The sequence below is a fragment of the Pseudonocardia sp. ICBG1142 genome, assembly GCF_020496255.1.
In the GTDB taxonomy this organism is placed as follows: Bacteria; Actinomycetota; Actinomycetes; order Mycobacteriales; family Pseudonocardiaceae; genus Pseudonocardia.
The window spans coordinates 395,051-419,440 of sequence record NZ_JAHLJC010000004.1; the positions used below are offsets into that span (position 1 = coordinate 395,051).

Sequence of the window (24,390 nt, forward strand, 5' to 3'; positions counted from 1 at the left end):
AGCGCCCCCACCGACCACCACGCCCCCGACGCTACGTCAGCGAGCCGCTCCCACACGGGATCCGGCGTCCCACACGGGATCGGGACCCGTGTGGGAGACCGGATCCCGTGTGGGACTCAGCGGCGAGGGGCGGGGATGCGGCCGGGGCGGGGGCAGAGGCGGTAGTGGGCGACGGCGTGGATGCTCGCGGGGCCCAGGGTGGTCGAGTCCGTGGAGCCGAACGGGTTGTCGCCGCGGACGTGCCAGCCGTCGCCGTCGGGGTGCACGGCCCGCTTCACCGACAGCTGCCCGGGGCGGGACTCCCAGGTCACGAGGACGACGTCGCCGGGCCGGACGGGTGCACCGAACCGGACCAGCACGACGTCGCCGTCGGAGAGGGCAGGGGACATCGAGGGCCCCCGCACCGTCACCCGCCGCAGGCGCATCGCGGACTCCCTCCAGAGTGGATCTCTCGTGACGTGGTCGTCCTGCCCGACCACCGTCGCGAGGGTAGGGTCGCCGGTGCCAGAACGATCACCCCACCAGGGAGGACACTCATGCGGCTGTCCCGCATTCTCCGTCCGCGACTGGAGGCCACCGCGCACTGCGACCTCCCCTGCGGCGTGTACGACCCGGCCCAGGCCCGGATCGAGGCCGAGTCGGTCAAGGCGATCCAGGAGAAGTACCAGGGCAACGAGGACGCGGACTTCCGGGCCCGCGCCATCGAGATCAAGGAGCAGCGCTCCGACCTGGTCAAGCACCACCTCTGGGTGCTCTGGACCGACTACTTCAAGCCGCCGCACTTCGAGAAGTACCCGGAGCTGCACGAGCTGTTCAACAAGGCCACCAAGGCCGCCGGCGCGTCGGGCACCAAGGGCTCGAACGACCCGGCCACCGGCCAGGAGCTGCTCGACTACATCGCCCAGATCGACAAGATTTTCTGGGAGACCAAGCAGGCTGCCTGATCGCAGTCCCTGAGACGGCGCTGACCAGCGGGAACCATCTCCCGTCGGTCAGCGCCGTTGTCGTCTCCGAGGCACGGTCACAGCTATATGCCTTGACCGGCATATGCCTGCTGTGGCATGTTCATCGAGTGCGTGATTCCTTCGACGTCCTGGCGGACCCGACGAGACGAGCCATCCTGGACCGGCTGCGGACGCCGCAGGGCTGCGTCGTCGGAGAGCTCGCGACCGCGCTGGAGCTGAACCAGACCGCGGTGTCGAAGCACCTGCGCGTGTTGCGCCACATGGGCATGGTCGACGTGGTCGTCGAGTCCCAGCGCCGTCGCTACGTACTCCGGGCGGATGCGCTGGCCGAGATCGAGACCTGGCTCGCGCCGCATCGCGCCTTCTGGCAGGAACGACTCGACGCCCTGGGCGCACACCTCGACTCACTCGACAGTCCCCCCGGAGAGGAACCATCATGAGCATCCAGGTCACCGTCGATCCCGACGGCCCGGTCCTGCGCTTCGTGCGCCGCTATCCGCATCCGATCGAGAAGGTCTGGGCCGCACTGACCGAACCCGCCCAGATGAGCCGCTGGTTCCCCTGCGAGGTGCAGGCGGAGATGCGCGTCGGGGGAACGATCACACTGACCTTCGAGGGCGGCGAACAGGACCACGCCGAGATCACCGAGCTCGAGCCACCGACGGCGTTCGGGTTCACCTGGGCCGACGAGAAGCTGCGCTGGACCCTCGAACCCGACGGCGACGGCTGCGTGCTGCGGCTCAGCAACACCGTGCTCGACCCCCGCTGGTCGGCGAACACCGCCGCCGGGTGGGACCGCTGCTTCGAGGCACTCGCCGCACACCTCGGCGGGAGCGACCCCGACACCACACCGGGCCCCGACGAGGCCCTCATCGCGCACTACCGTGCGGTGCTCGGGTCAGGAGCCCCGGCAGCTCGGTGACTCCGGACCCCGGCGCTACGGTGCCCCGGTGATCGTGTGGCTGAACGGCGGGTTCGGGGCGGGCAAGACGACCCTGGCCGCCGAGCTGCACCGCCGCCTCCCGGACGCGGTCGTGTACGACCCCGAGGACGTCGGCCTGATGCTCTGGAAGTGGCTCCCGCCGAACGAGGACTTCCAGGACCTGCCGAGCTGGCGGGAGCTGGTCGTCGCGACGGCCCTGTCCCTGCGCAGACACCACGCGCGGACGCTGGTGGTGCCGATGTCGCTCCTGCGCGACGGCTACCGGGCGGAGATCCTCGACCGCCTGGCCGACGCGGGCGAGGAGGTTCTGCACGTCTTCCTGGACGCCGCCCCCGAGGTGCTGCGGGATCGGCTCCGCGCCCGTACGCCGCCACCCGGCGACCACCGACCGGACGGGTCGGCCCTCGACTGGGCCCTGCGCCGACTCGACCCGACCGCCGCGGGCCGGCAGCCGGCGGGGACCCTGGTCCTGCGCTCGGACCGGCTCACCCCGGCGGAGCTGGCCGACGCCGTCCTGGCCGCCGCCGACCGTCCGTCGTGACCGTCGGGGTCAGGACGGCTCCTCGTCGACCTGCGCCGTGAGGTCGTCCACCATCCGCCCGAGCAGCCGGGTGAGGTCGGCGCGGTCCTGCTCCGACCAGCCCGCCATCGCACCGGAGAACCAGCCGAGCACCTCGCGCAGGTAGCGCCCGCCACCGGGGGCGGCGGGCTCGTCGCACCCCGAACGGCCGAGGACCTGGAGCGGCGCGACGCGGCGCTGCGCGAGCCGGTGGGCCCCACCGGCGACCGCATCCGCGAGGCCGCCTCGGCCTTCACCCTCCCGGCCGCCGCGTAGCCGCGGCACCATTCCCGGCGTGCGTACCCACATCGCGCTGCTGCGCGGGATCAACGTCGGCGGCCACGGGAAGGTCCCGATGGCCGACCTGCGCCGGGTGCTCGGCGAACGCGGCTGTGCCGACGTCGTCACCCACATCCAGTCCGGCAACGTCGCCCTGACCAGCCCCGCGGGCGACGACGAGGTCGCCGCGACGATCGCCGCGGCGCTGGTGGAGGAGTTCGGCATCGAGCGCCCGGTGGTCGTGTTCGGCCGTGCCGACTACCTCACCGCAGTGGCGGCGAACCCGTTCCCGCAGGTCACCGACCCGAAGCAGCTGCACGTCCTGTTCCGGGCCGGTCCACGGCCCGACGACCACGAGCGGATCGCGGCCGCGCTGGCGGCCGAGCGGGCGAAGGGCGGCCGGGGCGACGCCGTCGTCCGTGGCCGGACGGTGTGGCTGCATCTGCCCGACGGGCTGAGCCGCAGCGAACTCGCCACCCGGATCTCGGCCCGCACGACCGCGTCGGACCAGGGCGGCACGATGCGCAACCTCGCCACCGTCCGGAAGCTCGTCGACCTCCTGGGCTGAGAACTCCTGGGCTGAGCGCTCCTGGGACGGGACGCGACGAAGCCGTGGCCCGCGCCCGATCGGACGCGACGCCACGGCGCCGTCGACGGCGGATGTCGAGCTGCCAGAACGATCTCCACCGCGTCACCGGCATTCCTGCAAGTGACTTGCAGCAGAGTACATGTGGCGGATCGATCCGTCCACGCGTGCGCGTGGCCGGTCGCGGGTAGTCGGCAGTTGCTACATAGTGGCAAGTGAATCCGCGTGGCACACCGCCGCGCGTTCCCGACCCAGGAGAGGACCATGGCCGAGTACACGCTCCCGGACCTGCCCTACGACTACTCCGCGCTCGCCCCGCACATCGCGCCCGAGATCATGGAGCTGCACCACTCCAAGCACCACAACACCTACGTCCAGGGCCTCAACACCACCCTCGACAAGCTCGCCGAGGCCCGGGACCGCAACGACTTCGGCGCCATCGTCGGACTCGAGAAGACCCTCGCGTTCAACCTCGGCGGCCACGTCAACCACTCCGCCTTCTGGAACAACCTCTCCCCCGACGGCGGCGACAAGCCCACCGGCGACCTCGCCGCCGCCATCGACGAGGACTTCGGCTCCTTCGACGGATTCCAGGCCCACTTCACCGCCGCCGCCACCACCATCCAGGGCTCCGGCTGGGCCATCCTCGGCTACGACCAGCTCGGCGGCCGCCTGCTGATCCACCAGCTCTACGACCAGCAGTCCCAGCTCCCCGCCGGACAGACCCCGATCGTCCTGCTCGACATGTGGGAACACGCCTTCTACCTGCAGTACAAGAACGTGAAGCCCGACTACGTCAAGGCCTGGTGGAACGTCGTCAACTGGGCCGACGCCGCCCAGCGCTTCGCCGCCGCGAAGGGCTGAGCCTCCCCGCACAGCGCAGCGCCCCGTCCGGGTCCCCCGGGCGGGGCGTCGTGCGCAGAGGGTCCGCTCAGCGGTGCGCGCCCGGCCCCGTGACGCCGGTGGCTCGCAGCAGCAGGTGCATGGCCAGGTCGACCGAGCGCTCGCGCACGTCGGCCCGCCCGCCGGGCAGCTGCGGGTCGCGCGCGATGACCTGGCCGTCGGCGGTGGTCACGCAGAAGCAGACGTAGCCGACGGGCTTGGCCTCGGTACCGCCACCGGGGCCCGCGACGCCGGTGATCCCGACGCCGACGTCCGCCCCGAACCGCGCCCGCGCACCGTCCGCAAGTGCCCGCGCGACCTCCGGCGACACGGCCCCGTGCGCCTCGATGAGCGCGGCGGGGACGTCGAGCAGCGCGGTCTTCGCCTCGTTCGAGTAGGCGACCACGCCCCCGGCGACGTAGGCCGACGACCCGGCCCGGTCGACGAGCCGCCCGGCGAGCAGCCCACCGGTGCAGGACTCGCCGGTCGCGACCGTCCAGCCCTTCGCGCCGAGCGCCGCGGCGAGCAGCTCGTCGGTGGTGCTGCCGTCGTCGCTGATGAGCGCGCGGCGGTGCCGGTCGACGATGCGCGCGGCCAGCTCGCGGGCCGCCGGCTCGGCCCCGGGCAGCGGGTGCAGGTCGACCTCCAGCTCCGAGCGACGCAGGCAGGTGGTCACCTCCACCCCGGACACGTCGAGCTCGGTCTCCAGGACGCGCAGCGTCTCGGCGATCTCGGACTCCGGCAGCCCCGCGAAGCGCAGCAACGTCGCCTCCGCGCGGGGTACCCGGGTCAGCAGCTCCGCGACCGGGGCCGACTCCAGCGCGGCGGGCCACATGCCCTGCAGCTCCCGCGGCGGCCCCGGGAGCACGACGACGAGCGGCCCGCCCGGCCGCGTCACGGCCAGCCCCGGCGCGGTCCCGACCGGTTCGAGGACGCTCGCCCCGCGCGGGACCCTGGCCTGCTTGGCCGTCGCCGCGTCGAGCGCGGGCCCGGCCCAGCCGGCGCGGCTCGCCCACCCGGCGACCCGGTCGTGGATCCGACCCTGCAGCGCGGTGTCGACCTCCATCTCCGCTCCGGCGAACTCGGCGACGACCTCGGCCGTCAGGTCGTCGGCGGTCGGTCCGAGCCCGCCCGAGGTGACGACGAGATCGTCGGAAGCGACGAACTCCAGGGCCGAGCGCAGGTCCTCGGCGCGGTCCCCCACCAGCAGGACCCGCGAGACGGCGAAGCCGAGCTCGCCGAGGGAGCGGGCGACGAAGGGGCCGTTGGCGTCGGCGACGTGGCCGGTCAGCAGCTCGCTCCCGGTGACCAGGACCGAGGCGGTGGGGCGGGACTCGCTCATGATCCGAACCTACCCGCGCCCGGACACCCGCACCCCGTCCCGCGGGAGGTCACCATCGGTGCTGGTCCGGGGCGTCGAGGGATCGTCCGGTGTGGACCTCGCACCCGTTCGGGTGACGCGAGAGGCGCGACACGCCAGAAACCAGACCTCTACGGCGTGTCGTCGCAGCAACGATGCCGCTCGTCGTGCCCCGGGAGCGCCGCGGGCAACCGCGCTGCGCGGCCGCCGTCGTCACCCGTACGGCGCATGATCGGGCGCCACGGCTCCGACCTGGGCCGACGCCGTCCGTCGCACCGCATCCGGTGAACTCCGCGACCGCGCACACGCACAGTGTCCGAAATCCGGCAACTGCGCACTCTCAGTGTGAGCACAGCTCGCATACCCGACACTGTGACCCATGTCAGCGATGTCTGCGCCGAACGACGCCGCGACCTGGGTGGGTGAACTGGACCGGCTCGGGCCGCTGCGTGATCTGCGGGTCGCCCCGGGCTTCCACGCAGCCCGTCTGCTCGTCACCGTCGGGGGCACTCCACAGGGTCAGGTGACCGTGCCGCTGCGTGGCGGACGGGCCACGATCGCAGAGCTGCGATCCGCGCTGATCACCCTGGGGCCGCCCGAGGAGGTGACCCCGGCACCGGTGGCGAGCGACCCGGTGACGGTGGTGATCGCGACGCGCAACCGCCCCGAGTCGCTGGCCCGCTGCCTGCGCGCGGTCCTCGCCTCCGACCACCCGGCGCTGTCGGTCGTCGTCGTCGACAACGACCCGCCGGACGAGTTCACCCGCGACGCCGTCGCCGCGGCCGGGTCCCCACGGGTCCGCTACGTCCGCGAGCCGCGCCGCGGGGCCTCGGTCGGGCGCAACCGCGGACTTGCCGAGGCCCGCACCGAGATCGTCGCCTTCACCGACGACGACACCGAGGTCGACCCCGCCTGGGCCTCCCGCATCGCCGGCGCCTTCGCCGCCGACCCCGAACTCGCCTGCGTCTCCGGCCCCGTCCTGGCCGCCCGCCTCGCCAGCCCCGAGGAACGCGCCGCCGACGTCGCCCTGGCCTGGAACAAGGGCTTCACCCCGCGCCGGTTCACCCTCGCCGAACCCCCCGCGGACTCCCCGATCTTCCCCTTCGCCCCCGGCCTGTTCGGCATCGGCGCCAACCTCGCCGTCCGCGCCAGCGCCGCCCGCGCCGTCGGCGGCTTCGACGAGGCCATGGGCCCCGGCACCCCCACCCACGGCGGCGAGGACTGCGAGTTCCTCGTCCGCATGATCCTCGCCGGCCACGTCCTGGGCTACGCACCCGGCGCCTACCTGTGGCACCACCACCGCCCCGACCAGGCCGCCCTGCGCAAGCAGATGGAGGGCTACGCCGTCGGGCTGGGCAGTTTCCTGGCCAAGGTGGCGCTGTCCCCGCAGGGCCGGTCGGTCGCGCTGCGCCGGCTCCCGGCCGCGGTCGCCCGGCTGCGCCACATCTCCGACCGCGAGGCCGGCGCCGGCGTGGCGATGCCCGCCGACGCCGACCAGACGCGCAACCGGGGACTGCTGACCGGCCCGCGCGCCTACCTCCGGTCGCGCCGCGCGGTGCGACGGGCCGGCGGAGCGGTGCCGCCGCTCGTCGGCCCGGCCCGGGCCGGGACCACCGCCCCGCACAAGATCCTCGCGACCGGCGGCCACCGGGCCGTCACGCCCACCCGGCCGCACGGCACCGGCGGGTATCCCGCGGTCGCTCCGTCCGGGGCCGAGGGCACCGGGGGCCGTCCGGCCGCCGCACCCCGTCCGCAGGACAGCGGTGGGTACCGGCCCGTCCCCGCCCGCACCGGCGGCCCGTACGGCGCGGACCCCGCCCGGCGCGGCTGAGCCGTCGCGGGCCCGCACCCGCGGCACCCCGCCACGGAGCCTCCGGCACCTCGACGCCCCCGCCGCGAGGGCGCGCCCCCGCCGTCACGACGGCGTCGGGGCCTCCGGGCCCGGCCCCAGCAGGGCCGGGTCCGACGCCGCGGCCACGAGCCGGCCGTGCGGGTCGGCGACCAGGCGTCGCGTCGTCGTGTCGAGCACCCCGAGGGTGCACTCCACCTCGGCCGCGAGATCGTCCGTCCGGGCCCCGTCGGCCGCGGTCTCCCGGACGATCCGGTGACGCATCGTGAACGGCTTGCGGGTCGTGAACGCGATCGCCGAGTCGATCCACAGCTCGTCGCCGGCGCGCAGCTCGGCCCGGAAGTGTGCCGTCGTCGACAGCAGCACGATCGTCAGGCCGTGCGCCCCGAGCGCGTGCTGGGACAGCCCGGCCGCACGGAGGTGCTCCATCCGGGCGTGCTCGCCGTACTGGTGGTAGACGGCGTGGTTGACGTGCCCGTTCACGTCCATCTCGTAGCTGCGGACACCGATCCGGACCCCGAACGGCGGAGGCATCTCGACGCTCATGGTGGCCACCCTGCCCGCCGGGCCGGACCACCCCCGCCGACGCACCGGACCACGTCGCGGAACGTTTGTGCCACCGCCGACCGCGGTCGTAGGGTGGGTGACCGCGCTGACTAGGCTGGTGCGGAGGCAGCACGAGCGGCACGTCAAGCAACGGCGGCCGGTTGTCACTCACGGTGAAGTCGACGGCGCGTCCGGGACCGGACCACGAGCACGTCGACGGCGCCGACGGCGACGACTCGCGAGGGAGCACGACACATGAGCAGTGAGACGCCCACCGGGGTGGGGGGAGACCAGGGCCCCGACGTCGGCGAGGTCGTCCGCTTCGAGGTGACCGAGCACGGTGACGGCGCCGTCGTCGTCGGTGTGCACGGCGAGATCGACACGGTGACGGCGCCCGTGCTGAGCGAACGCCTCGCCGAGCGGATCGGCTCCGCGAGCCTGCTGGTGGTGGACCTGACCCGGGTCACGTTCCTCGGGTCGGCCGGGCTGGCGGCGCTCGTCGAGGGCAAGGAGAAGGCGGAGAACGCCGGCAGCCGGCTGCGGCTGGTCTGCGGGTCGCACGCCGTCACCCGGGCGCTCGAGGCGACCAACCTGATGTCCCTGTTCGACGTGGCCGACGGTGTGCCGGAGGCACTCCGCACGGCCTGACGACCCGCAGGTCCACGGGTGCCCGGTGGCGCCCGCGGTCCTCGACGCCGACATGGCCGAGCATCTCGGCCGGGCGGGCGCGATTCCCGTCCCTTTTCCCGACCACTCCCTCCGACGACCGGGACGACGAGCCCCACCGCGATGAGCACTCTGCACCTGGACGAGCCGTCCCCCACCTCGGGAGACGGCCCGTCCGGTGTGTCGGGGCTCGCGGCCGCGGTGCGCGAGGGACGGCTGAGCGCGGCCACCGTCGCCGAGCGGCTCCTCGCCGCCCTCGACGACGCGGTACCCGTGGGCGCCGGGCTCGTGGTGGACGCCGGACCGCTGCGCGCGGCCGCCGCGGCGCTCGACCGGCGCACCGACCGGTTCGCCCTGCCGCTGGCGGGGGTCCCGGTGGTGGTCGAGGACGGCATCTCCGTCGCCGGTCGCGGGGACGAGGTCGTGCGCAGGCTGCGGGCCGCGGGCGCGCTCGTCGCCGGGCGGGCGCGGACCGCCGAGCACGAGGTGGGCCTCGACGGCACCCCGGGCGGCCGGGCCACCGCGACCGTGGTCGCCTCCGGTGTCGTCCCGCTCGGGATCGGCGTGGACGGCGACGGGACCCTGCGCTGCGCCGCCGCCGCCCACGGGATCGCCGCGCTCAAGCCGGGCCGCCGGGTGCTCCCGCTGCCCGACGCCGCCGAGCGCCGCTGGTGCGGGCTGGCCGAGCCGACCCTGATCGCCGGGTGCGCGGAGGACCTCACCGTGGTGCTCGACGCCCTCTCCCGCGGCACCGGGGGGCCGGCCGCGCCGTCGTCGGTGCTGCGGCTCACCGCCCCCGCCGGTCCCGGCCCCGGGTCCGGCGCGACGCCCGTCTCCTCCCTGGCCGCGTCGCTGCGGACCGGACGCACCCGGCTCGCCGGGCCGGACGCGGCGTCCGCGGTGCACACGGCGATCCGGCTGCTGCAGGACGCCGGGCTGGGCCTCGTCGCCGCCGACCCGCCGTACCGGGCCGTGCTGGTCGTCCACTCGGCCCGCCGCCGGCAGGCCGGGCTCGCCCGCCGGGTGGAGGACCTCGGCCTCGACCCGGCCGAGCTGCCGCGCAGCGCCCGCAGCCTCGTCCGGCGCGGCCGCCGCGTCCGGCGCCTGGGCGGCCTGCGTCCCGCGACGCCCGCGTCGTGGCGGCAGCGGATGGTCGCCTGGCTCGACGACGCCGGCGCCGAGGCCGGCCTGCTGCCCGCCCCGCCCGGGGCATCCGGTGCCGGATCCACCGGGGTGGCGGCGTGGAACCTGGCCGGGCTGCCGTCGCTGGTCGCGCCGGTGCACCGGCCCGGGGAGCACGGCTGCGTGCAGCTCGTGGGGCGGCCCGGATCGGAGCGACGGCTGCTCGCGACCGCCGCCCTGCTCGCCGAGGGCTGACCCGGCCCGGCGGAGCCGCTCAGTCAGCGGGCGAGGACCAGACCCCGGTCGCGACGAACCGGTCGAGGGTCGCCGTGTAGGGCGCCAGGTCCATCCCCTGGGCGGCGACCCAGGCGTCGTCGTAGTAGCTGTGCCGGTAGCGCTCGCCGCCGTCGCACAGCAGGGTCACGACGCTGCCCGACCGTCCGGCACGCAGCATCTCCGCGACGACCTGGTAGACGCCCCACAGGTTGGTGCCGGTCGACCCGCCGGCCCACCGGCCGGTGCGGTCGCGCAGGTGGCGGGCCGCGGCGACGCTGGCGGCGTCGGGGACCGGGACCATCCGGTCGATCACCGACGGGACGAAGCTCGGCTCCATCCGGGGCCGCCCGATCCCTTCGATCCGCGACGCCGCACCCGTCGCGTACGACGGGTCCCCCGCCGTCCAGCCGGGCAGGAAGGCCGAGCCCTCCGGGTCGACGACGGCCAGCCGGGTCGCGAGCCGCCGGTAACGCAGGTAGCGGCCGATCGTCGCCGAGGTGCCCCCGGTCCCGGCGCCGACGACGATCCACTCCGGCACCGGGTGCGGCTCCTCGGCGAGCTGGGCCAGAATCGACTCGGCGATGTTGTTGTTGCCGCGCCAGTCGGTGGCACGCTCGGCGTAGGTGAACTGGTCGAGGTAGTGCCCGCCGGTGGCCGCGGCGAGCCGCTCGGCCTCGGCGTAGACCTCACCGCCGTGGTCGACGAAGTGGCAGCGCCCGCCCTCCCGCTCGATCAGCGCGACCTTCTCCGGGCTGGTCGAGCGCGGCATGACCGCCACGAACGGCACCCCGATCAGCCGGGCGAAGTAGGCCTCGGAGACCGCCGTCGACCCGGAGCTGGCCTCGACGACCGTGGTGCCGTCGGTGATCCAGCCCGACGCGAGCGCGTAGAGGAACAGCGACCGGGCCAGCCGGTGCTTGAGGCTGCCGGTGGGGTGCACGGACTCGTCCTTGAGGTAGACCTGCACACCCCACTCGGCGGGCAGGTCCAGCACGTGGAGGTGGGTGTCGGCGGAACGGTTCGCGTCGGCCTGGACGCGGCGCATCGCCTCGTCGACCCAGGCGCGGGTACGGGCACAGGAACGGTCGACGGGGTGCACGCCCCCGACCCTAGATCGGTCTCGGAGCCGGCCCGGCCCGGTCCCTCGGTCACGGCGCCGATCCGGGTCACGTCGTGCCCGCGCGGCCCTGCCCCGCGCCGCCCTCCGTGCCCGCAGCGGTGCTCCGTGATCGCGCACGTCACACACCGTCGACCGCCGCACCGGGGCCGTCCGCCGAACGGGGGCTGTCGGGGTGCGTCACGGAGCCGGAGACTGACGCACCGTGAACAGCTGCCCGGGGAGTGCGACGAGGTGACCGACGGTGTCACGGAGACCGGTGCCGAGGTGACGGCCGAGGACGTGCGCGACGACGAGGCGACCCGGCCCGGGGACGCGACGGCCCCGACCGGGCGCGTTCCCGAGGCCACGCCCCCGGGCACCACGGCCGCCGGACTGCCGCAGCGCAGCCCGCGCGGCGGCGACGGTGCCCGCATCGTCGAGCACATCGTCGAGGACCTGATGGTCCGTCTCGCCGCGGCCGAGCACGCGCGCGACACCGCCGAGCGCCGGGCCGACGCGCTCGCCGCCACCCTGGAGGAGGCCCGCTCCCGGCCCGCGGAGACCTTCGGCATGCGCGCGGACAAGGTGCTCCGGATGGCCGAGCACGAGGCCGCGATGCGGCGGCGCACCGCCGAGATCGAGGCCGCGCAGCTGGTGGACGCCGCCCGCGACGAGGCCGCCCGGATGGTCGACGACGCCCGCGCGGAGGTCGACCGGCTGCGCGCGGCCGGGGCGGCCGCACGGCGGGACAGCGAGCTCGTCGCGGACACCGCGGCGTCGATGCACGCACACGTGTCCGGCCTGCGCTCGTCGGTGCGCGACGAGATCGCCCGGCTGCACGCGATGCTGGGGGCCGAGCTGGGCAGGCTCGACGCGCCCGCCCGCGCCTCCCGGGGCGCCGACCAGGGCGAGCGGGTCCGGCGCCCGGTGGGCGGCCCGGCGCACGCGCTGCGCACCGGGGAGACCGCAGGGCCGGACGAGGCCCCCGACGCCGTCGCGGACCGGGACGAGGCTGCCGCCCTCCCGGCGGTGGTGCTGCCGGAGCAGCGGGACGCCGAGCCGTCGCCGCCTGCCGCCCCCGTCTCGTCCACCGCCGGTTCCGAGGGCAGCGCGCAGCAGACGTCCTGAGCCGGGACGGTGCGGTCGCCCGACGGGACGCGTCGCCGGCACCGAGCGGGCTCCGAGTGGCGACGCCGTGCCGCGGTGCCTACCGTCGACCCAATGACCGACCCCCGTCCACCCGGCGCCGGCACCAGCGACGGCTCGGGCACGGCGTCACCCGACGTCACCGACAGCTGCGACGGGCTGCGACTGGAGACCACCTGGCCCGCGGACGGGACGGTCGTCGTCGCGGTGACCGGCGAGCTGGACATGCTGACCGCGCCGGAGCTGCGGCACTCGGTGGCCGAGCAGATCTCGGTGTCCTCGCTGGTCGTGCTGGACCTCGACGGGGTCCGTTTCCTCGGCACGTCCGGACTGGCGGCCCTGATCGAGCTGCGCGAGCAGGCCCACCGGGCCGGCGTCGAGCTGCGTCTGGCGTGTACCGAGCGGCGTGTCCTGCGCCCGATCGGCATCGCCGGGCTGCACCATCTGTTCGACATCCACGACGACGTGCAGGCCGCACTGGCCTCCTGACAGGTGACGTGAGTCATACATCGTCGGTCCGATTCCGCCCGATACCGGCGTGCCGGTCGCAGCGCGCAGGTGCGGGGTGGTGTCGTGAACAGGGGTGATGGCGGTCGGTCCGATCGACCGCCCGCCCCCGGGGGCCGCACGCGGCCGATCGCCGGCACCGATCCCGCCACCCCGCAGGTTTGATCTCGGAGCCCCTCGGGAACCGGGTTGGGGAGCCAACCCGGTCCGCCCGGGCCCCGAGCGACGAGGTGAGCACGTGAGCGACGTTTCCCGGCTTCCCGGCCCGATGGACGACGTGTGGCAGTGGCAGCGACTGGGCGCGTGCCGCGGCATGGACAGCGCCGTGTTCTTCCACCCCGACGGCGAGCGCAACCCCTCCCGGTCGCGTCGCACCGAGCGCGCGAAGCAGGTCTGCCGGGGTTGTCCCGTGCTGCAGGAGTGCCGCCGCTTCGCGCTGGCCAGCCGTGAGCCGTTCGGCGTGTGGGGCGGGCTGGGCGAGTCCGAGCGTCGCGCCATCATCGAGCGCCGCGACGCCGAGCGCATCGTCGCCGAGCAGGGCCCGGGCCTCGCCGCCGTCGTCTGACGGCACCGCTCGACGGCTCACCGATCCGACACGGCCCGCCCGGGCATCGGGCGGGCCGTCCTGCTGCCCGGACGTCCTGCCACACCTCCGGGCGTCACACCGCGGAGGGCAGGGCCTCCGGCCTGGTGATGTCCCCGGTGATCTCCTCCGCGACGGGCCCCACGGGCCGGTAGGGCAGCACCGGAAGGCCGTAGACCCGCGCGACGCGGCGCACCGCGCGACGGACCACCTCGATCTCGGGGTCGGACACCGGTCCGGCGGCGGCCGGGGCCACGCACCAGGTGTCGTCGTCGGGGTCGAACCCGACCAGCTCCGAGAGCGCCGCGACGAGGTCCGCCTCGTCGCCGTCCTGCACCGCCCAGCGCAGCCCGAGGCGGTGCACCCGCACCCGCTCGACCGGCAGCATCACCACCGGCACGTCCCCGGTGCCGTCCCCAGAGCCGTCCTGGGTGCCGTCCTCGGTGTCGTCATCGAGATCGTCCTCGGCGGCCAGCAGCTCCCGCGCCTGCGCCGGTGTCAGCGGACGCCGGACGGGGGCCGGGTCGTCCCGCACCACCAGCAGGTCGGTCTCCCCCGCCGCGCCGGAGAGCGCCGCGAGCGGTCCCCCGCCCTCTCCGACTCCGCAGCGGTCAGCGCCACGGCGACCAGCCTCCGCGGTCGCGTCGTCCCCTGCCCCACGCTCGCCCCCGGCGATCCCGCACGTCCTCGTCCGTCGAGTACAACGCCCGGGTCCCCCGATCGATCGCCGATTACCCACCCGGACGGACGAGTGGGGTCACCCGTTCCACGAGCGGGAGACGACTCCCTGTCCCGAACCCCCGGACGGCCCCGACCGCAACTCCGCCGTGACCTCGGCCCGCCCACCGGTAGTACGGAGGGGCCGGACGGTCGAACGGCGCCGGCCGGTCAGGGCGGCCGGTCAGGGCGGTACGTCAGGCGGGGCGGTACGTCAGGCGGGGCGGTCCAGGCGGATCGCGAGCAGCGCGATGTCGTCGTCGAGCCGGTCCGGCAGGCACACCTCGAGCACCCGCTCGACGACCCGCTCCGGGTCCGCGTCGGACGGCAGCTGCTCCACGGTGCGTTCGATGAGCTCGGTGCGGGCGTCGGCGTCCTCGCCGACGATGTCGGTCAGGCCGTCGGTGTAGAAGACCAGCAGCGACCCCGCCGCACACGGCACGGTGGCCCCGTCGCGGTGCGCCCCGGTGGCCCGCCCGAACTCCGGCACCGCCCCGAGCATCGGCGAGTGGTGCGCGTCGAGCCGGTGCAGCCGGCCCTGCGGATCGCGCAGCAGCGGCGCCGGGTGCCCGGCGTTGGCGTAGGTCAGCTCGCGCGCGCCGTCGGGGCCCGCCGGGCCGAACCGGGCGTAGACCGCGGTCGCCATCGCGGCGATGTCCAGGCCCTGCACCAGCTGGTCGCAGCGGTCGAGCACCGGCCCTGGCGCGTCGCCGCCCCAGGCATAGGAACGCAGCACACCGCGCAGCTGCCCCATCGCGGCCGCCGCCGACAGGTCGTGGCCCACCACGTCGCCCACCGCGGCACCGACAGAGCCGTCCGGCATCGGCAGCACGTCGTACCAGTCCCCACCGACCTGGTTGCCGTCCGCGCCCACCAGGTAGCGGGCCGCGACCCGCATCCCCGGGACCTGCGGCAACGCCGGGAGCAGGCTGTGCTGCAGGGTCGCCGCCGCGGCCCGCTCCACCTCGTAGAGCCGGGCGTTGTCGACGGCCAGCCCGGCGCGGCCCGCCAGGTCCGAGGCCAGGTGCACGTCGCGCTGGGTCCAGCGACGGCCGTAGGGGAACTGGGTGGACAGCGTCACCAGGCCGAGCACCCGGCCGCGGCCGAGCAGCGGGACGACCATCGCCGAGCGGAGCCGCAGCCGCTCGTAGGCGTCGGCCGCCTCCGGGTCGTCCGGATGGACCTCGCGTCCGTCGTCGGGCAGCTCCTGCACCAGGTAGGGCTTGCCGGTCCGCACCGCGGTCTTGGCCTCCTGCTCGATCCGGCCCGTCCCCAGCGGACCGGACCGGGACAGCAGTGCCTCGTCGTCGGCGTCGCGGGCCGCGACGGCCATCCGCTCGCGGCTGGCCCCGTTGGGGGTGTCGAGCAGGTCCACCGTGCACAGGTCGGCCAGCTCCGGCACCACGATCCGGGAGAAGCGACGGCAGGCGTCGGCCACGTCGAGCGCCGAGGTCATCTGGGTGGTCGCCTCGGCGAGCAGCCGCAGCTGGGCCCGCGCCGCCTCGGCGTCGGCCAGCGCCGCCCGCCGCTCCTGCTCGACGACGACCCGTTCGGTGACGTCGCTCTGCACCCCGACGAAGTTGACCAGCTCGCCGTCGCCGTCGTGCACCGGCGAGACGGACACCTGGTTCCAGAACGCGGTGCCGTCGCGGCGGTAGTTGAGCAGCACCTCGGTGATCGGCCGCTGTTCCCGGAGCGCCTCGCGCAGCCGGCGGACCGCGGACCGGTCGGTGTTGGGCCCCTGAAGGAACCGGCAGTTGCGCCCGACGACCTCGTCGAGCGGATACCCCGTCAGCCGCTCGAACGACGGGTTCACCCAGGCCAGCGGGTCGTCCTCACGCTGCGGGTCGGAGATCGTGAACGACATCTCGGTGGCCAGCACGGCGCGGTCGCGCAGGAACCCCATCCGGTCGCGGTCCCCGCCCTGGCCGACCTCGGAGTCCGACAGCGGCAGCAGCACGGCCAGCGCCCGGCCGGGCCCGGTGGTCGGGGGCTGGGCGAACGCGCCCTGTCCCTGGGCACCGGGGTCCGACAGCGCGAACCCGGTCACCCAGACCAGCGTGCTGCTGGCCGTCGCGCCCTCACCCGGGACCGGGACGCCGTCGCGGTCGGGCATCAGGCCCGGCCCGTGCAGCGCCACCGGCTCGCCGGACACCGCCTCGCCGGAAGCGATGCGGGACAGCGGTGACCCCTCGTCGGTGTAGGGCCGGCCGTCCAGATCGGTCAGCCGCACGGACTCGCTCCACTCGCGGACCCCGATCGGCAGCCGCACCGGGCGGTCGCCGGCCAGCTCCAGCGCGGTGGTGTTGGCGTAGACGATCCGGCGGTCCGCGATGTCGATCATCAGGACGGCCACCTGGGTCCCGCCGCGCACGTACGGCATCGCGGGGGTGCTCGGCTGCTCGCCGAAGGACTCCACCGAGGTCGCGACCGCCTGGTCGACGGCCCGGTCCACCGCGTCGCCGGGCGGGCCGGCGGGGGTGTCGGAACCGAGATCGGGATACCGCGTCACCCTGGCGAGCCTAAGGGCAGGCGCCGTGCCGGGCGCACCGAGCCCGGCCGGTATCGTCGGTCCCGGTCTCCTGTCGTGGGTGGACCGGACCGGCGCGGGCCAGGAAGGCTCCGCCGCACCCCCGGTGCGTCGTCGCGATGCGAGAAGGCATCTGCCCGTCGAGAGCACGGCGGCGCTCCACCACGCTTCCGCGCCGCCCGGCGCCCGACACGGAGGTGATCACCCTGCCCGGATCCGCGCCGGCGCAACCGTCCCGGGGGGACGGCGACGCCGAGCTGGACCCCGCCGACTCCGCCCACCTCGGGGTCCGCCTGTCCTCACCGCGCAGTGGCCTGACCGTGCTCACCGTGCGTGGCGAGGTCGACACTCTGACCGCGCCGCGTCTCGAGACGGCCCTCGACGAGCTGCTGAACCTCCCGCCCGACGGCGACGGCCGCGACCTCGCCGTCGACCTGGAGGGCGTCACGTTCCTCGCCTCCAGCGGCCTGGGCGTGCTCATCCACACCGCCCGTCGGGCCGCCCGGGACGGACGGCGGCTGTTCGTCGTCGCCACCAACCGGGCCGTGCTCCGGCCGCTCGAGGTCACCGGCTCCGCCCAGCTGTTCACCGTCCTGCCCGATCAGGAAGGCATTCCCGGCGCCTGAGCGGGCACCCGGTCTGCACATCCCCGCCGGAGGCGACATGATCCGGCCCGACACCCCCCGTCGTACGAAAGGACTCGTCAGCGTGGCCCAGGAGGACGTGGCAGGCACGGCGCACCCCGCCGGCACCGACAACACCGTCGAGATCCGGGTCGCCGCGCGGCCCGCGTTGATCCCCACGGTCCGCGCGGTGGCCTCCGACCTCGCCGCGCGCGCGGACTTCGACCTGGACGCGGTGTCCGATCTGCGGATGGCCGTCGACGAGGCGTGTGCGACGCTCGTCGCGATGGCCACTCCCGGCACGCCGCTGCGGTGCACCTTCGCCGTGTCCGACGAGCGCATCGAGGTCACCGCCCGGGTCGAGACCGGCAGCGGCGCGCAGCTGCCCACCGACAGCTTCGGCTGGCGGGTCCTGCAGACCCTGGCCGACCACGTCGCCGTCGAGACCGGTGAGGAGGACGGCGGCCGCCCCGCCCTCACCATCCGGCTGCACAAGCTCGCAGGTCACGGACTGTGACGTGACGGTGGACCCCCAGTACGCCCACCTCACCCCGCTGCTCGAGCAGTACGCGGGCCTCGACGACGGCGATCCCCGCCGGGAGCGGCTGCGCGAGCAGCTCGTCACCGGCTACCTGCCCGTCGCCCAGCACATCGCCCGCCGGTTCAACCACCGCGGCGAGCCCCTCGACGACCTCGTGCAGGTCGCGACGGTCGGGCTGATCAACGCCATCGACCGGTTCGACCCGGAGAAGGGCGGCGAGTTCTTCTCCTTCGCCGTCCCCACGATCTCCGGTGAGGTGCGCCGGCACTTCCGGGACCAGAGCTGGTCGATGCGGGTACCGCGACGGCTCAAGGACATGCACGTGTCGATCAACGGTGCGGTGTCCGAGCTGTCCCAGACCCTCGGTCGCGCGCCCCGGCCCTCGGAGCTCGCGGAGTACCTCGACCTGCCCGTCGGCGAGGTGCTGGAGGGCCTGGAGGCCGCCGAGGCCTACCGCAGCTCCTCGCTCGACGAGATGCTGTCGTCGGAGGACGGCAGTGCGACCGTGGGCGAGCTGGTCGGCGACGCCGACGCCGAGCTCGACCGGGTCGACTATCGCGAGTCGCTGCGCCCGCTGCTCGCCGAGCTCGCGCCACGGGAGCGGACGATCGTGATGCTCCGGTTCTTCGGCAACCGCACACAGACCCAGATCGCCCAGGAGGTCGGCATCTCCCAGATGCACGTCTCCCGGCTGCTCGCACAGACCCTGTCACGGCTGCGCAACCGGCTCGACCCGGACGACCGCACCTTCTGACGGCCGGGCCGCGCGGCCGCGTCGCACGCCGTCCGCGAAGATCGGGACGGGACCGGCGCACCGTCCGGCCCCGGAGCGGGGAGGTAGGAGATGAGCGTGCCGGAACACGTGCTGGTGGTCGGCGCAGGGCTGGCCGGGCTGCGGACGGTGGAGAACCTGCGCCGGGACGGCTACGAGGGCCGGATCAGCCTGGTGGGGGCCGAGGAGCACCTCCCCTACGACCGCCCCCCGCTGTCGAAGCAGTTCCTCGCCGGCGCGTGGGAACGCACCAAGATCGACCTGTGCACCGCCGAGGATCTCGCCGAGCTCGGCGTGCGCACCCATCTCGGCCGCTCCGCGGTCGCCCTGCGGCCCGGTGAGGACCCGGCCGACGGCTCCGAGGTCGAGCTCGACGACGGCACCGTGCTGCACGCCGACGCCGTCGTCCTCGCCGTGGGGGTCACCTCCCGGGTACTCGACGGCCAGCCGGACTCCGCGCACCTGCTGCGCGCCGTCGACGAGGCCGAACGGCTGCGCGACGCGCTCGCCTCGGCGTCGTCGCTGCTCGTGGTCGGTGCCGGGTTCATCGGGGCCGAGGTCGCGAGCACCGCCCGGGACCGGGGTGTCGCGGTCACCGTGGTCGAGACCGGCACGGTGCCGATGGCGCGGCTCCTGGGCGAACAGGCCGGTGCGGTGGTGGCCCGGCTGATGGTCGACGCCGGGGTCGACCTGCGCACCGGGGTGGCGGTGTCGGAGCTGACGTCCTCGGGTGCCACCCTCTCCGACGGGTCGACGGTGACGGCCGACGAGATCGTCGTCGGCGTCGGCGGGATGCTCGACCTGGGCTGGCTGGAGGCCACCGGCGTCGACGTCTCCGCCGGGATCCCGTGCGACCACCGGGGCCGGGTCGACGGGCTGCCCGGGGTGTGGGCGGCGGGCGACGCCGCCGCCTGGACCGACCCGGACACCGGCGAGCGCACCCGGCTGGAGCACTGGACCTCGGCGAGCGACCAGGCGGCCGCGGTCGCCGCGGACATCACCGGCACCGACCTGCCGCCCGCCGCGGTGCCGTTCTTCTGGTCCGACCAGTTCGGCATGAAGATCCAGCTCGTGGGGTGGCCGGACCGCGCGGACTCGCTGCTGCCGTTGCACGGCGAGGGTCTCGGCGACGGCCCGGTGAAGGGCACGGTACTCGGCTACCTGCGCGGCGACGACCTCGTCGCCGTCGCCGGGTTCGGCGCGGCCCGGCTCGTCGCCCGCTACCGCCGTCCGCTGGCGGAGGGCGCCGACCGCGCCGCGGTGCTGGAGCTGCGCGACGAGCTGGCCTGAGCGGGTTCCGACACACGTCGGGCCCGGCCGGTGACGACACCGGCCGGGCCCGACGGGTACGGATCAGCGGAAGATCGAGCGGACCACGGCAAGTCCGACCAGCGCGCCGACCGCGATGAGCGAGTACTTGATCTTCGGGTCGGCGAGCCGCTCGGCGAGCTGCGCCTTGCCGCCCTCGATGAGGTTCTTCGGGTTCGCCCGGTCCGCCAGGGCGTCCAGACTCTCGGCCAGCGCGTCCCGGGTCTTCTCGATCTCGCGCTGGATGTTCTCGGGGTCGCGGGCCACCACGTCCACCTCCGGTTCGGCCGGTACGCGTCCGCGTCCGGGACTCCTGCTGCTCGCGCCCGACACTGCCCCGACAGCTCTGTCCGGGCACCGCGAGCGGCGTGGGACACACCGTAGCCACCGACGGGGGCGGACCGCGCGCCCGGCCACCGGCGCGCCGCCGATCGGGTGCGCCCGACGGTCGTCGGTGTCGCATCCGTCCACAACCGGCCGGTACGTCCACAGGCACCACACTCGTGGCAGCGCCGCGGCCGGCGGGTGGCACGCTGATCGACATGAGTACACGGCTGCAGGCGGGCGACCCCGCCCCCGACTTCACCCTCGACGACGCCGACGGCACGCCCGTCTCCCTGGCCGACTACCGCGGCCGCAAGGTCGTCGTCTACTTCTACCCGGCGGCGAGCACCCCGGGCTGCACGAAGGAGGCCTGCGACTTCCGCGACAACCTCGCCGAGCTGAACGAGGCGGGCATCGACGTGCTGGGCATCTCCCCGGACAAGCCCGCCAAGCTCGCGACCTTCCGCGACAACGAGAAGCTGACCTTCCCGCTGCTGTCCGACCCCGACCGCGAGGTCCTCACCGCCTGGGGCGCCTTCGGGGAGAAGAAGCTCTACGGCAAGACCGTCACCGGCGTGATCCGGTCGACCTTCCTGGTCGGCGAGGACGGCACGATCGTCGACGCGCAGTACAACGTGAAGGCGACCGGGCACGTGGCGAAGCTCCGCCGGGACTGGAAGGTCTGATGCCGGCCCGGCCGGCGGGCGCGGGGTGAGCGGGCGTGCCCCGCGCCCGCCGGTGGACCGACGAGGAGCTGGTCGCCGCGGTGGCGGCGTCGCAGCGGCTGAGCGAGGTGTGCCACCGCCTCGGGATCCGGACCGGCCGGTACGACCAGCTACGGGCGCACATCGCCCGTACCGGCGCGGACGCGAGCCACATCCCGGGGGCGCTCGACCCCGGGCACCGCAACCACCGCCGGCGCTACACCGACGAGGCGCTGCGGGCGGCCGTCGAGGCGGAGGTCAGCGTGTACGCCGTGCTCCGGCGGCTCGGGTACGAGCCCAGCGGCGGGATGTTCCGGGCGGTGGTCGCGCACATCCGGGCGCTCGAGCTCGACACGACGCACTTCACGGGCCGTTCCTGGGCCCGGGGCCGGACCTTCCCGGGGCGGCGGGCCCGTCCGCTGGCGGACATCCTGGTCCGCGGGTCGAGCTACCGCAGCAGCGCGACCCTGCGCCGGCGGCTCGTCGCTGAGGGGCTGAAGGCCGCCCGGTGCGAGGAGTGTGGCCTGACCGAGTGGCGGGGACGGCCCGTCCCGCTCCAGCTCGACCACGTCAACGGCGACCACACCGACAACCGGCTCGAGAACCTTCGTATCCTGTGCGCGAACTGCCACGCCCTCACCGACACCTGGTGCGGCCGAAAGAACTAGCCGGCGTACTCCAACTGGCAGAGAGACACGGTTTAGGTCCGTGCAAGTGCGGGTTCGAATCCCGCCGCCGGCACGCGTCGCGGCGCCCGCCTCACCCGGCGGGCGACGCGGTCCCGGTCGGCCCGGCATCCCCGGGCGTGACGCCGTCGGGCTCGTCGGGCAGCGGCCGGCGGGCGGCGAGCAGCACCCCGCCGAGCCCGAGCACCGCGCAGATCCCCGACACCAGCAGCAGCGCGGGCGGCACGTGCCCGGTCACCGCGTCGCCGAGGGCCACGACGGCGATGGTGCTCGGCGCCGACCCGATCACGGTGCCGACCAGGTAGGGCCAGAACCGCACCTGGGACAGGCCGGACAGGTAGTTGAGCACCGCGAACGGCACCATCGGGATCAGCCGCAGCGACGTCACCGCCAGCACGCCGTGGTGGTCGAGCCTGCGGCGCACCCACACCGCGCGCGGGTGGCGCGCGTAGCGGGCGACGAGCCCCCCGCCGGTGGCACGGACGAGCGCGAACGCCACGACCGCGGACAGTGCGGTCGCGAACAGGGTCAGCGCGGCCCCGCCGACGGCACCGAACAGCACCCCGGCGGACACGGTGAACACCGTCCGGGGGAAGGGCGGGACGTTGAGCGCGACCTGGAGCAGGACGAACACGACCGGGCCCCAGAGCCCTGCCGACTCGACGGCCCGGCGCAGCTCACCGAACCGGGGGAACGCGGACAGCCCCAGCGACCGGGCCACGAGTACGACGAGTGCGGCCGCGAGCACCAGCCCGAGGCAGCCCAGCAGAAACCGCCACCACCGCACGGACGTCACGGTACCGAGCCCCGCGCCGGCGCCGTCGGCCGCGTCGCCGCACCGACCGGTCCCCCGCCGCCGGTCGTCGGGCGACCTCGGCCGGCGTGCCGTGGGGATGGGCCGTGAGAGGCTGCCGACCATGAGCGACTCGGGTATCGACCCCGCCGAACTGGACGCCGACGGGCTGGCCGTGCGCCGCGAGGTCCTCGGCCAGGACTACGTCGACGCGGCGCTGGGCCGCGTCGACGACACGACCGCGGACTTCCAGAAGCTGATCACCCGCTACGCATGGAACGAGATCTGGACCCGCCCCGGGCTGGAGCGCCGGATGCGCTCGGCGGTGACGCTGACCGCACTGGTCGCGCACGGGCACTGGGAAGAGTTCGAGCTGCACGTACGGGCGGCCCGGCGCAACGGCCTGGCCACCGACGAGATCGTCGAGATCATCCTGCAGACCGCGATCCACTGCGGGGTCCCGGCGGCGAACTCGGCGTTCCGGATCGCGCAGCGCGTCCTGGCCGAGCCGGCCCCCGAGTAGCCCTCAGTCGCGGGCGAGCAGCGCCTGCAGGTGCGGGACGAGTGCGCGCAGCGCGGTCCCGCGGTGGGAGGCGGCGTCCTTCTCCTCGGCGCTGAGCTCGGCCGAGGAGCGGGTGTCGCCCTCCGGGGCGAAGATCGGGTCGTAGCCGAACCCGTTCTCCCCGCGCGGGGCGCGCAGCAGGGTGCCGCGCCACGTCCCGTGCACCACGGTGCGCCCGGGCACGGAGTCCTCCGCGTCGGGGCCGCCGGTGTCGGCAGTGCCGTCGGAGCCGTCGGAATCACGGAGCCCGGCCGCCGCCTCGGGCGTGACGAGCGCGGCGGCGCACACGAACGCGGCGCCGCGGCGCTCGTCGGGGACGTCGGCGGTCTGTCCGAGCAGCAGCGCCAGGTTGGCCGCGTCGTCGCCGTGCCGGCCGGACCAGCGGGCGGAGAAGATGCCCGGCATGCCGTTGAGGGCGTCGACGGTGATGCCCGAGTCGTCGGCGATCGCGGGCAGCCCGGTCGCGGCGGCGGCGTCGCGGGCCTTGGCGAGCGCGTTCGCGGCGAAGGTCGCGCCGGTCTCGGGGGCCTCGGGGAACTCGGGGACGTCGGCGAGCCCGACGATCTCCACCCCGGAGAGCCCCGCGGCCTCGGTGATCCGGCGCAGCTCGACGAGCTTCTTGGCGTTGCGGGTGGCGAGCAGGATCCTCACGCGTCGCCCTCCCCCGCGGTGCCCGGGGCGGCGGGGGCGGTCTGCGCGACGATCTTCGGGTGCGGCGCGGCGAGCACCTCGACCTGGAGGCGGGACAGCTCGGCGATCCCGGCGAGCGCGGAGTCGAGCATCGCGTCGAGGGTCGAGCGGGAGAACGTGGCGCCCTCGCCGGTGCCCTGGACCTCGATGAGGGTCCCGGTCTCGGTGGCGACGACGTTCGTGTCGACCTCGGCCCGCGAGTCCTCCTCGTAGGGCAGGTCGAGCCGGACGCGGCCGTCGACGACGCCGACCGACACCGCGGCGACCTGGCAGGAGATCGGCTTGGGGTCGGACAGCTTGCCCTGCTCCCCGAGCCAGGTGACGGCGTCGCACAGGGCCACGTAGGCGCCGGTGATGGCCGCGGTGCGGGTGCCGCCGTCGGCCTGCAGGACGTCGCAGTCGATCGCGATCGTGTTCTCGCCGAGCGCGCGCAGGTCGATGCAGGCACGCAGGGACCGGCCGATCAGCCGGGAGATCTCGTGGGTGCGGCCGCCGATCCGGCCCTTCACCGACTCCCGCGACGAGCGGGTGTCGGTGGCCGAGGGCAGCATCGCGTACTCGGCGGTGACCCAGCCGAGGCCGGATCCCTTGCGCCAGCGCGGTACCCCGTCGGTGACGCTGGCGGCGCACAGCACCTTCGTGTCACCGAACTCCACCAGCACCGATCCCGCGGGGTGCTTCTGGAAGCCCCGGGTGATGGTCACCGGCCGCATCTCGTCGTCGGTCCGGCCGTCGGCCCTGCCCTCGGTTCGTGTCACCCGACCATCGTAGG

30 protein-coding genes and 1 tRNA gene are annotated in these 24,390 nt (G+C 74.8%); 20 read left to right on the forward strand and 11 right to left on the reverse strand.

Annotation, left to right across the window (positions count from 1 at the left end):
* Positions 1-116 precede the first annotated feature (116 nt).
* On the reverse strand, positions 117-584 hold the full coding sequence (locus KPL59_RS04305; protein ID WP_226360010.1) for a S26 family signal peptidase: 468 nt from the start codon (positions 582-584) through the stop codon (positions 117-119).
* Between KPL59_RS04305 and sodN the strand changes: the two genes are divergently transcribed.
* From sodN to KPL59_RS04325, 4 genes are all read left to right on the forward strand, one after another.
* Positions 537-944: a superoxide dismutase, Ni gene (sodN, locus tag KPL59_RS04310; protein ID WP_020628231.1), complete on the forward strand. Its 408-nt coding sequence runs from the start codon at positions 537-539 to the stop codon at positions 942-944. The two genes, KPL59_RS04305 and sodN, sit on opposite strands and share 48 nt — an antisense overlap.
* 128 nt (positions 945-1,072) lie before the next feature.
* Complete coding sequence (locus tag KPL59_RS04315) at positions 1,073-1,405, forward strand: helix-turn-helix transcriptional regulator (protein WP_020628232.1); 333 nt, start codon at positions 1,073-1,075, stop codon at positions 1,403-1,405.
* A complete protein-coding gene (locus tag KPL59_RS04320; protein ID WP_020628233.1) occupies positions 1,402-1,887 on the forward strand; it encodes an SRPBCC family protein in 486 nt (161 codons plus the stop codon). The genes KPL59_RS04315 and KPL59_RS04320 overlap by 4 nt, the downstream gene beginning before the upstream one ends.
* A 28-nt stretch (positions 1,888-1,915) precedes the next feature.
* Positions 1,916-2,449: an AAA family ATPase gene (locus tag KPL59_RS04325; RefSeq protein WP_226360011.1), complete on the forward strand. Its 534-nt coding sequence runs from the start codon at positions 1,916-1,918 to the stop codon at positions 2,447-2,449.
* A gap of 9 nt (positions 2,450-2,458) precedes the next feature.
* Here KPL59_RS04325 and KPL59_RS04330 read toward each other — a convergent pair whose 3' ends face one another.
* The gene (locus KPL59_RS04330; protein ID WP_226360012.1) at positions 2,459-2,755 is read right to left on the reverse strand and encodes a hypothetical protein; all 297 of its coding nucleotides are present in this window, start codon (positions 2,753-2,755) and stop codon (positions 2,459-2,461) included.
* A 7-nt stretch (positions 2,756-2,762) separates the two neighbouring features.
* Here KPL59_RS04330 and KPL59_RS04335 point away from each other — a divergent pair, with 7 nt between their 5' ends.
* Positions 2,763-3,314, forward strand: a complete 552-nt coding sequence (locus KPL59_RS04335) for a DUF1697 domain-containing protein (RefSeq protein ID WP_226360013.1) — start codon at positions 2,763-2,765, stop codon at positions 3,312-3,314.
* Between the two features lie 282 nt (positions 3,315-3,596).
* Entirely contained in the window at positions 3,597-4,196 is a 600-nt protein-coding gene (locus tag KPL59_RS04340) for a superoxide dismutase (RefSeq protein ID WP_149666649.1), read from the forward strand.
* Positions 4,197-4,263: 67 nt separating this feature from the next.
* Here KPL59_RS04340 and KPL59_RS04345 read toward each other — a convergent pair whose 3' ends face one another.
* Positions 4,264-5,556, reverse strand: coding sequence for a competence/damage-inducible protein A (locus tag KPL59_RS04345; RefSeq protein WP_020624980.1), 1,293 nt, complete (start codon positions 5,554-5,556; stop codon positions 4,264-4,266).
* Between the two features lie 406 nt (positions 5,557-5,962).
* On the opposite strand from KPL59_RS04345, the gene KPL59_RS04350 reads away from it, so the two are divergent.
* Positions 5,963-7,405, forward strand: coding sequence for a glycosyltransferase family 2 protein (locus tag KPL59_RS04350; protein ID WP_226360014.1), 1,443 nt, complete (start codon positions 5,963-5,965; stop codon positions 7,403-7,405).
* Positions 7,406-7,489: 84 nt separating this feature from the next.
* Here the strand turns inward: KPL59_RS04350 and KPL59_RS04355 are convergent, their stop codons facing one another.
* Positions 7,490-7,969, reverse strand: coding sequence for a thioesterase family protein (locus tag KPL59_RS04355; protein ID WP_226352964.1), 480 nt, complete (start codon positions 7,967-7,969; stop codon positions 7,490-7,492).
* 255 nt (positions 7,970-8,224) lie between these two features.
* Here KPL59_RS04355 and KPL59_RS04360 point away from each other — a divergent pair, with 255 nt between their 5' ends.
* Both KPL59_RS04360 and KPL59_RS04365 read left to right on the forward strand, forming a co-directional pair.
* Positions 8,225-8,617, forward strand: coding sequence for an STAS domain-containing protein (locus KPL59_RS04360; protein ID WP_226360015.1), 393 nt, complete (start codon positions 8,225-8,227; stop codon positions 8,615-8,617).
* Between the two features lie 141 nt (positions 8,618-8,758).
* Entirely contained in the window at positions 8,759-10,012 is a 1,254-nt protein-coding gene (locus KPL59_RS04365) for an amidase family protein (protein ID WP_226352965.1), read from the forward strand.
* A 19-nt stretch (positions 10,013-10,031) separates the two neighbouring features.
* Here KPL59_RS04365 and KPL59_RS04370 read toward each other — a convergent pair whose 3' ends face one another.
* Entirely contained in the window at positions 10,032-11,078 is a 1,047-nt protein-coding gene (locus tag KPL59_RS04370; protein WP_226352986.1) for a PLP-dependent cysteine synthase family protein, read from the reverse strand.
* A gap of 306 nt (positions 11,079-11,384) precedes the next feature.
* Here KPL59_RS04370 and KPL59_RS04375 point away from each other — a divergent pair, with 306 nt between their 5' ends.
* The 3 genes from KPL59_RS04375 to KPL59_RS04385 all read left to right on the forward strand — a co-directional run bounded on the left by KPL59_RS04375 (position 11,385) and on the right by KPL59_RS04385 (position 13,350).
* A complete protein-coding gene (locus KPL59_RS04375) occupies positions 11,385-12,260 on the forward strand; it encodes a hypothetical protein (RefSeq protein WP_226360016.1) in 876 nt (291 codons plus the stop codon).
* Between the two features lie 93 nt (positions 12,261-12,353).
* On the forward strand, positions 12,354-12,767 hold the full coding sequence (locus KPL59_RS04380) for an STAS domain-containing protein (RefSeq protein ID WP_226352967.1): 414 nt from the start codon (positions 12,354-12,356) through the stop codon (positions 12,765-12,767).
* Between the two features lie 256 nt (positions 12,768-13,023).
* Entirely contained in the window at positions 13,024-13,350 is a 327-nt protein-coding gene (locus KPL59_RS04385) for a WhiB family transcriptional regulator (protein WP_060710891.1), read from the forward strand.
* Positions 13,351-13,444: 94 nt separating this feature from the next.
* Here the strand turns inward: KPL59_RS04385 and KPL59_RS04390 are convergent, their stop codons facing one another.
* Together KPL59_RS04390 and KPL59_RS04395 are read right to left on the reverse strand one after the other, a co-directional pair.
* Positions 13,445-13,906 (reverse strand): hypothetical protein, encoded by a 462-nt coding sequence (locus KPL59_RS04390; RefSeq protein WP_226360017.1) that lies wholly within the window; start codon positions 13,904-13,906, stop codon positions 13,445-13,447.
* 393 nt (positions 13,907-14,299) lie between these two features.
* Positions 14,300-16,597, reverse strand: coding sequence for a SpoIIE family protein phosphatase (locus tag KPL59_RS04395; protein WP_226360018.1), 2,298 nt, complete (start codon positions 16,595-16,597; stop codon positions 14,300-14,302).
* Positions 16,598-16,812: 215 nt separating this feature from the next.
* On the opposite strand from KPL59_RS04395, the gene KPL59_RS04400 reads away from it, so the two are divergent.
* The 4 genes from KPL59_RS04400 (at position 16,813) to KPL59_RS04415 (ending at position 19,841) form a co-directional block, all read left to right on the forward strand.
* A complete protein-coding gene (locus KPL59_RS04400; protein ID WP_158071457.1) occupies positions 16,813-17,241 on the forward strand; it encodes an STAS domain-containing protein in 429 nt (142 codons plus the stop codon).
* A 37-nt stretch (positions 17,242-17,278) separates the two neighbouring features.
* Positions 17,279-17,755 (forward strand): ATP-binding protein, encoded by a 477-nt coding sequence (locus KPL59_RS04405; protein WP_083907735.1) that lies wholly within the window; start codon positions 17,279-17,281, stop codon positions 17,753-17,755.
* A 1-nt stretch (position 17,756) separates the two neighbouring features.
* Complete coding sequence (locus KPL59_RS04410) at positions 17,757-18,533, forward strand: SigB/SigF/SigG family RNA polymerase sigma factor (protein WP_020624056.1); 777 nt, start codon at positions 17,757-17,759, stop codon at positions 18,531-18,533.
* A gap of 90 nt (positions 18,534-18,623) precedes the next feature.
* Complete coding sequence (locus tag KPL59_RS04415; RefSeq protein ID WP_226352972.1) at positions 18,624-19,841, forward strand: NAD(P)/FAD-dependent oxidoreductase; 1,218 nt, start codon at positions 18,624-18,626, stop codon at positions 19,839-19,841.
* A 63-nt stretch (positions 19,842-19,904) separates the two neighbouring features.
* Here the strand turns inward: KPL59_RS04415 and KPL59_RS04420 are convergent, their stop codons facing one another.
* Positions 19,905-20,126 (reverse strand): DUF3618 domain-containing protein, encoded by a 222-nt coding sequence (locus KPL59_RS04420; RefSeq protein ID WP_226352973.1) that lies wholly within the window; start codon positions 20,124-20,126, stop codon positions 19,905-19,907.
* A gap of 275 nt (positions 20,127-20,401) precedes the next feature.
* On the opposite strand from KPL59_RS04420, the gene bcp reads away from it, so the two are divergent.
* The 3 genes from bcp to KPL59_RS04435 all read left to right on the forward strand — a co-directional run bounded on the left by bcp (position 20,402) and on the right by KPL59_RS04435 (position 21,628).
* Positions 20,402-20,869: a thioredoxin-dependent thiol peroxidase gene (gene bcp / locus KPL59_RS04425; protein WP_060714385.1), complete on the forward strand. Its 468-nt coding sequence runs from the start codon at positions 20,402-20,404 to the stop codon at positions 20,867-20,869.
* A 35-nt stretch (positions 20,870-20,904) separates the two neighbouring features.
* Entirely contained in the window at positions 20,905-21,555 is a 651-nt protein-coding gene (locus KPL59_RS04430; RefSeq protein WP_226352974.1) for an HNH endonuclease, read from the forward strand.
* A tRNA-Leu gene (locus tag KPL59_RS04435) sits at positions 21,555-21,628 on the forward strand. Before KPL59_RS04430 ends, KPL59_RS04435 begins: the two co-directional genes overlap by 1 nt.
* A gap of 18 nt (positions 21,629-21,646) precedes the next feature.
* Here the strand turns inward: KPL59_RS04435 and KPL59_RS04440 are convergent.
* The gene (locus tag KPL59_RS04440; protein WP_226352975.1) at positions 21,647-22,360 is read right to left on the reverse strand and encodes a TVP38/TMEM64 family protein; all 714 of its coding nucleotides are present in this window, start codon (positions 22,358-22,360) and stop codon (positions 21,647-21,649) included.
* A 130-nt stretch (positions 22,361-22,490) separates the two neighbouring features.
* On the opposite strand from KPL59_RS04440, the gene KPL59_RS04445 reads away from it, so the two are divergent.
* The gene (locus KPL59_RS04445; protein ID WP_226360019.1) at positions 22,491-22,889 is read left to right on the forward strand and encodes a carboxymuconolactone decarboxylase family protein; all 399 of its coding nucleotides are present in this window, start codon (positions 22,491-22,493) and stop codon (positions 22,887-22,889) included.
* Between the two features lie 3 nt (positions 22,890-22,892).
* On the opposite strand, the gene KPL59_RS04450 is transcribed toward KPL59_RS04445, so the two are convergent.
* Together KPL59_RS04450 and rph are read right to left on the reverse strand one after the other, a co-directional pair.
* A complete protein-coding gene (locus KPL59_RS04450; protein WP_226352977.1) occupies positions 22,893-23,579 on the reverse strand; it encodes a non-canonical purine NTP pyrophosphatase in 687 nt (228 codons plus the stop codon).
* Entirely contained in the window at positions 23,576-24,376 is an 801-nt protein-coding gene (gene rph, locus KPL59_RS04455) for a ribonuclease PH (RefSeq protein WP_020624063.1), read from the reverse strand. Before rph ends, KPL59_RS04450 begins: the two co-directional genes overlap by 4 nt.
* Between the last annotated feature and the right edge of the window lie 14 nt (positions 24,377-24,390).

What these genes read in the sequence shown, in the direction of transcription:
- sodN (WP_020628231.1), top strand. Translation starts at nt 537, where the DNA reads ATGCGGCTGTCCCGCATTCTCCGTCCGCGACTGGAGGCCACCGCGCAC.
- KPL59_RS04320 (WP_020628233.1), top strand. Translation starts at nt 1,402, where the DNA reads ATGAGCATCCAGGTCACCGTCGATCCCGACGGCCCGGTCCTGCGCTTC.
- KPL59_RS04330 (WP_226360012.1), bottom strand. Translation starts at nt 2,755, where the DNA reads ATGGTGCCGCGGCTACGCGGCGGCCGGGAGGGTGAAGGCCGAGGCGGC.
- KPL59_RS04340 (WP_149666649.1), top strand. Translation starts at nt 3,597, where the DNA reads ATGGCCGAGTACACGCTCCCGGACCTGCCCTACGACTACTCCGCGCTC.
- KPL59_RS04345 (WP_020624980.1), bottom strand. Translation starts at nt 5,556, where the DNA reads ATGAGCGAGTCCCGCCCCACCGCCTCGGTCCTGGTCACCGGGAGCGAG.
- KPL59_RS04350 (WP_226360014.1), top strand. Translation starts at nt 5,963, where the DNA reads ATGTCTGCGCCGAACGACGCCGCGACCTGGGTGGGTGAACTGGACCGG.
- KPL59_RS04355 (WP_226352964.1), bottom strand. Translation starts at nt 7,969, where the DNA reads ATGAGCGTCGAGATGCCTCCGCCGTTCGGGGTCCGGATCGGTGTCCGC.
- KPL59_RS04360 (WP_226360015.1), top strand. Translation starts at nt 8,225, where the DNA reads ATGAGCAGTGAGACGCCCACCGGGGTGGGGGGAGACCAGGGCCCCGAC.
- KPL59_RS04365 (WP_226352965.1), top strand. Translation starts at nt 8,759, where the DNA reads ATGAGCACTCTGCACCTGGACGAGCCGTCCCCCACCTCGGGAGACGGC.
- KPL59_RS04370 (WP_226352986.1), bottom strand. Translation starts at nt 11,078, where the DNA reads ATGCGCCGCGTCCAGGCCGACGCGAACCGTTCCGCCGACACCCACCTC.
- KPL59_RS04380 (WP_226352967.1), top strand. Translation starts at nt 12,354, where the DNA reads ATGACCGACCCCCGTCCACCCGGCGCCGGCACCAGCGACGGCTCGGGC.
- KPL59_RS04405 (WP_083907735.1), top strand. Translation starts at nt 17,279, where the DNA reads ATGATCCGGCCCGACACCCCCCGTCGTACGAAAGGACTCGTCAGCGTG.
- KPL59_RS04415 (WP_226352972.1), top strand. Translation starts at nt 18,624, where the DNA reads ATGAGCGTGCCGGAACACGTGCTGGTGGTCGGCGCAGGGCTGGCCGGG.
- bcp (WP_060714385.1), top strand. Translation starts at nt 20,402, where the DNA reads ATGAGTACACGGCTGCAGGCGGGCGACCCCGCCCCCGACTTCACCCTC.
- KPL59_RS04445 (WP_226360019.1), top strand. Translation starts at nt 22,491, where the DNA reads ATGAGCGACTCGGGTATCGACCCCGCCGAACTGGACGCCGACGGGCTG.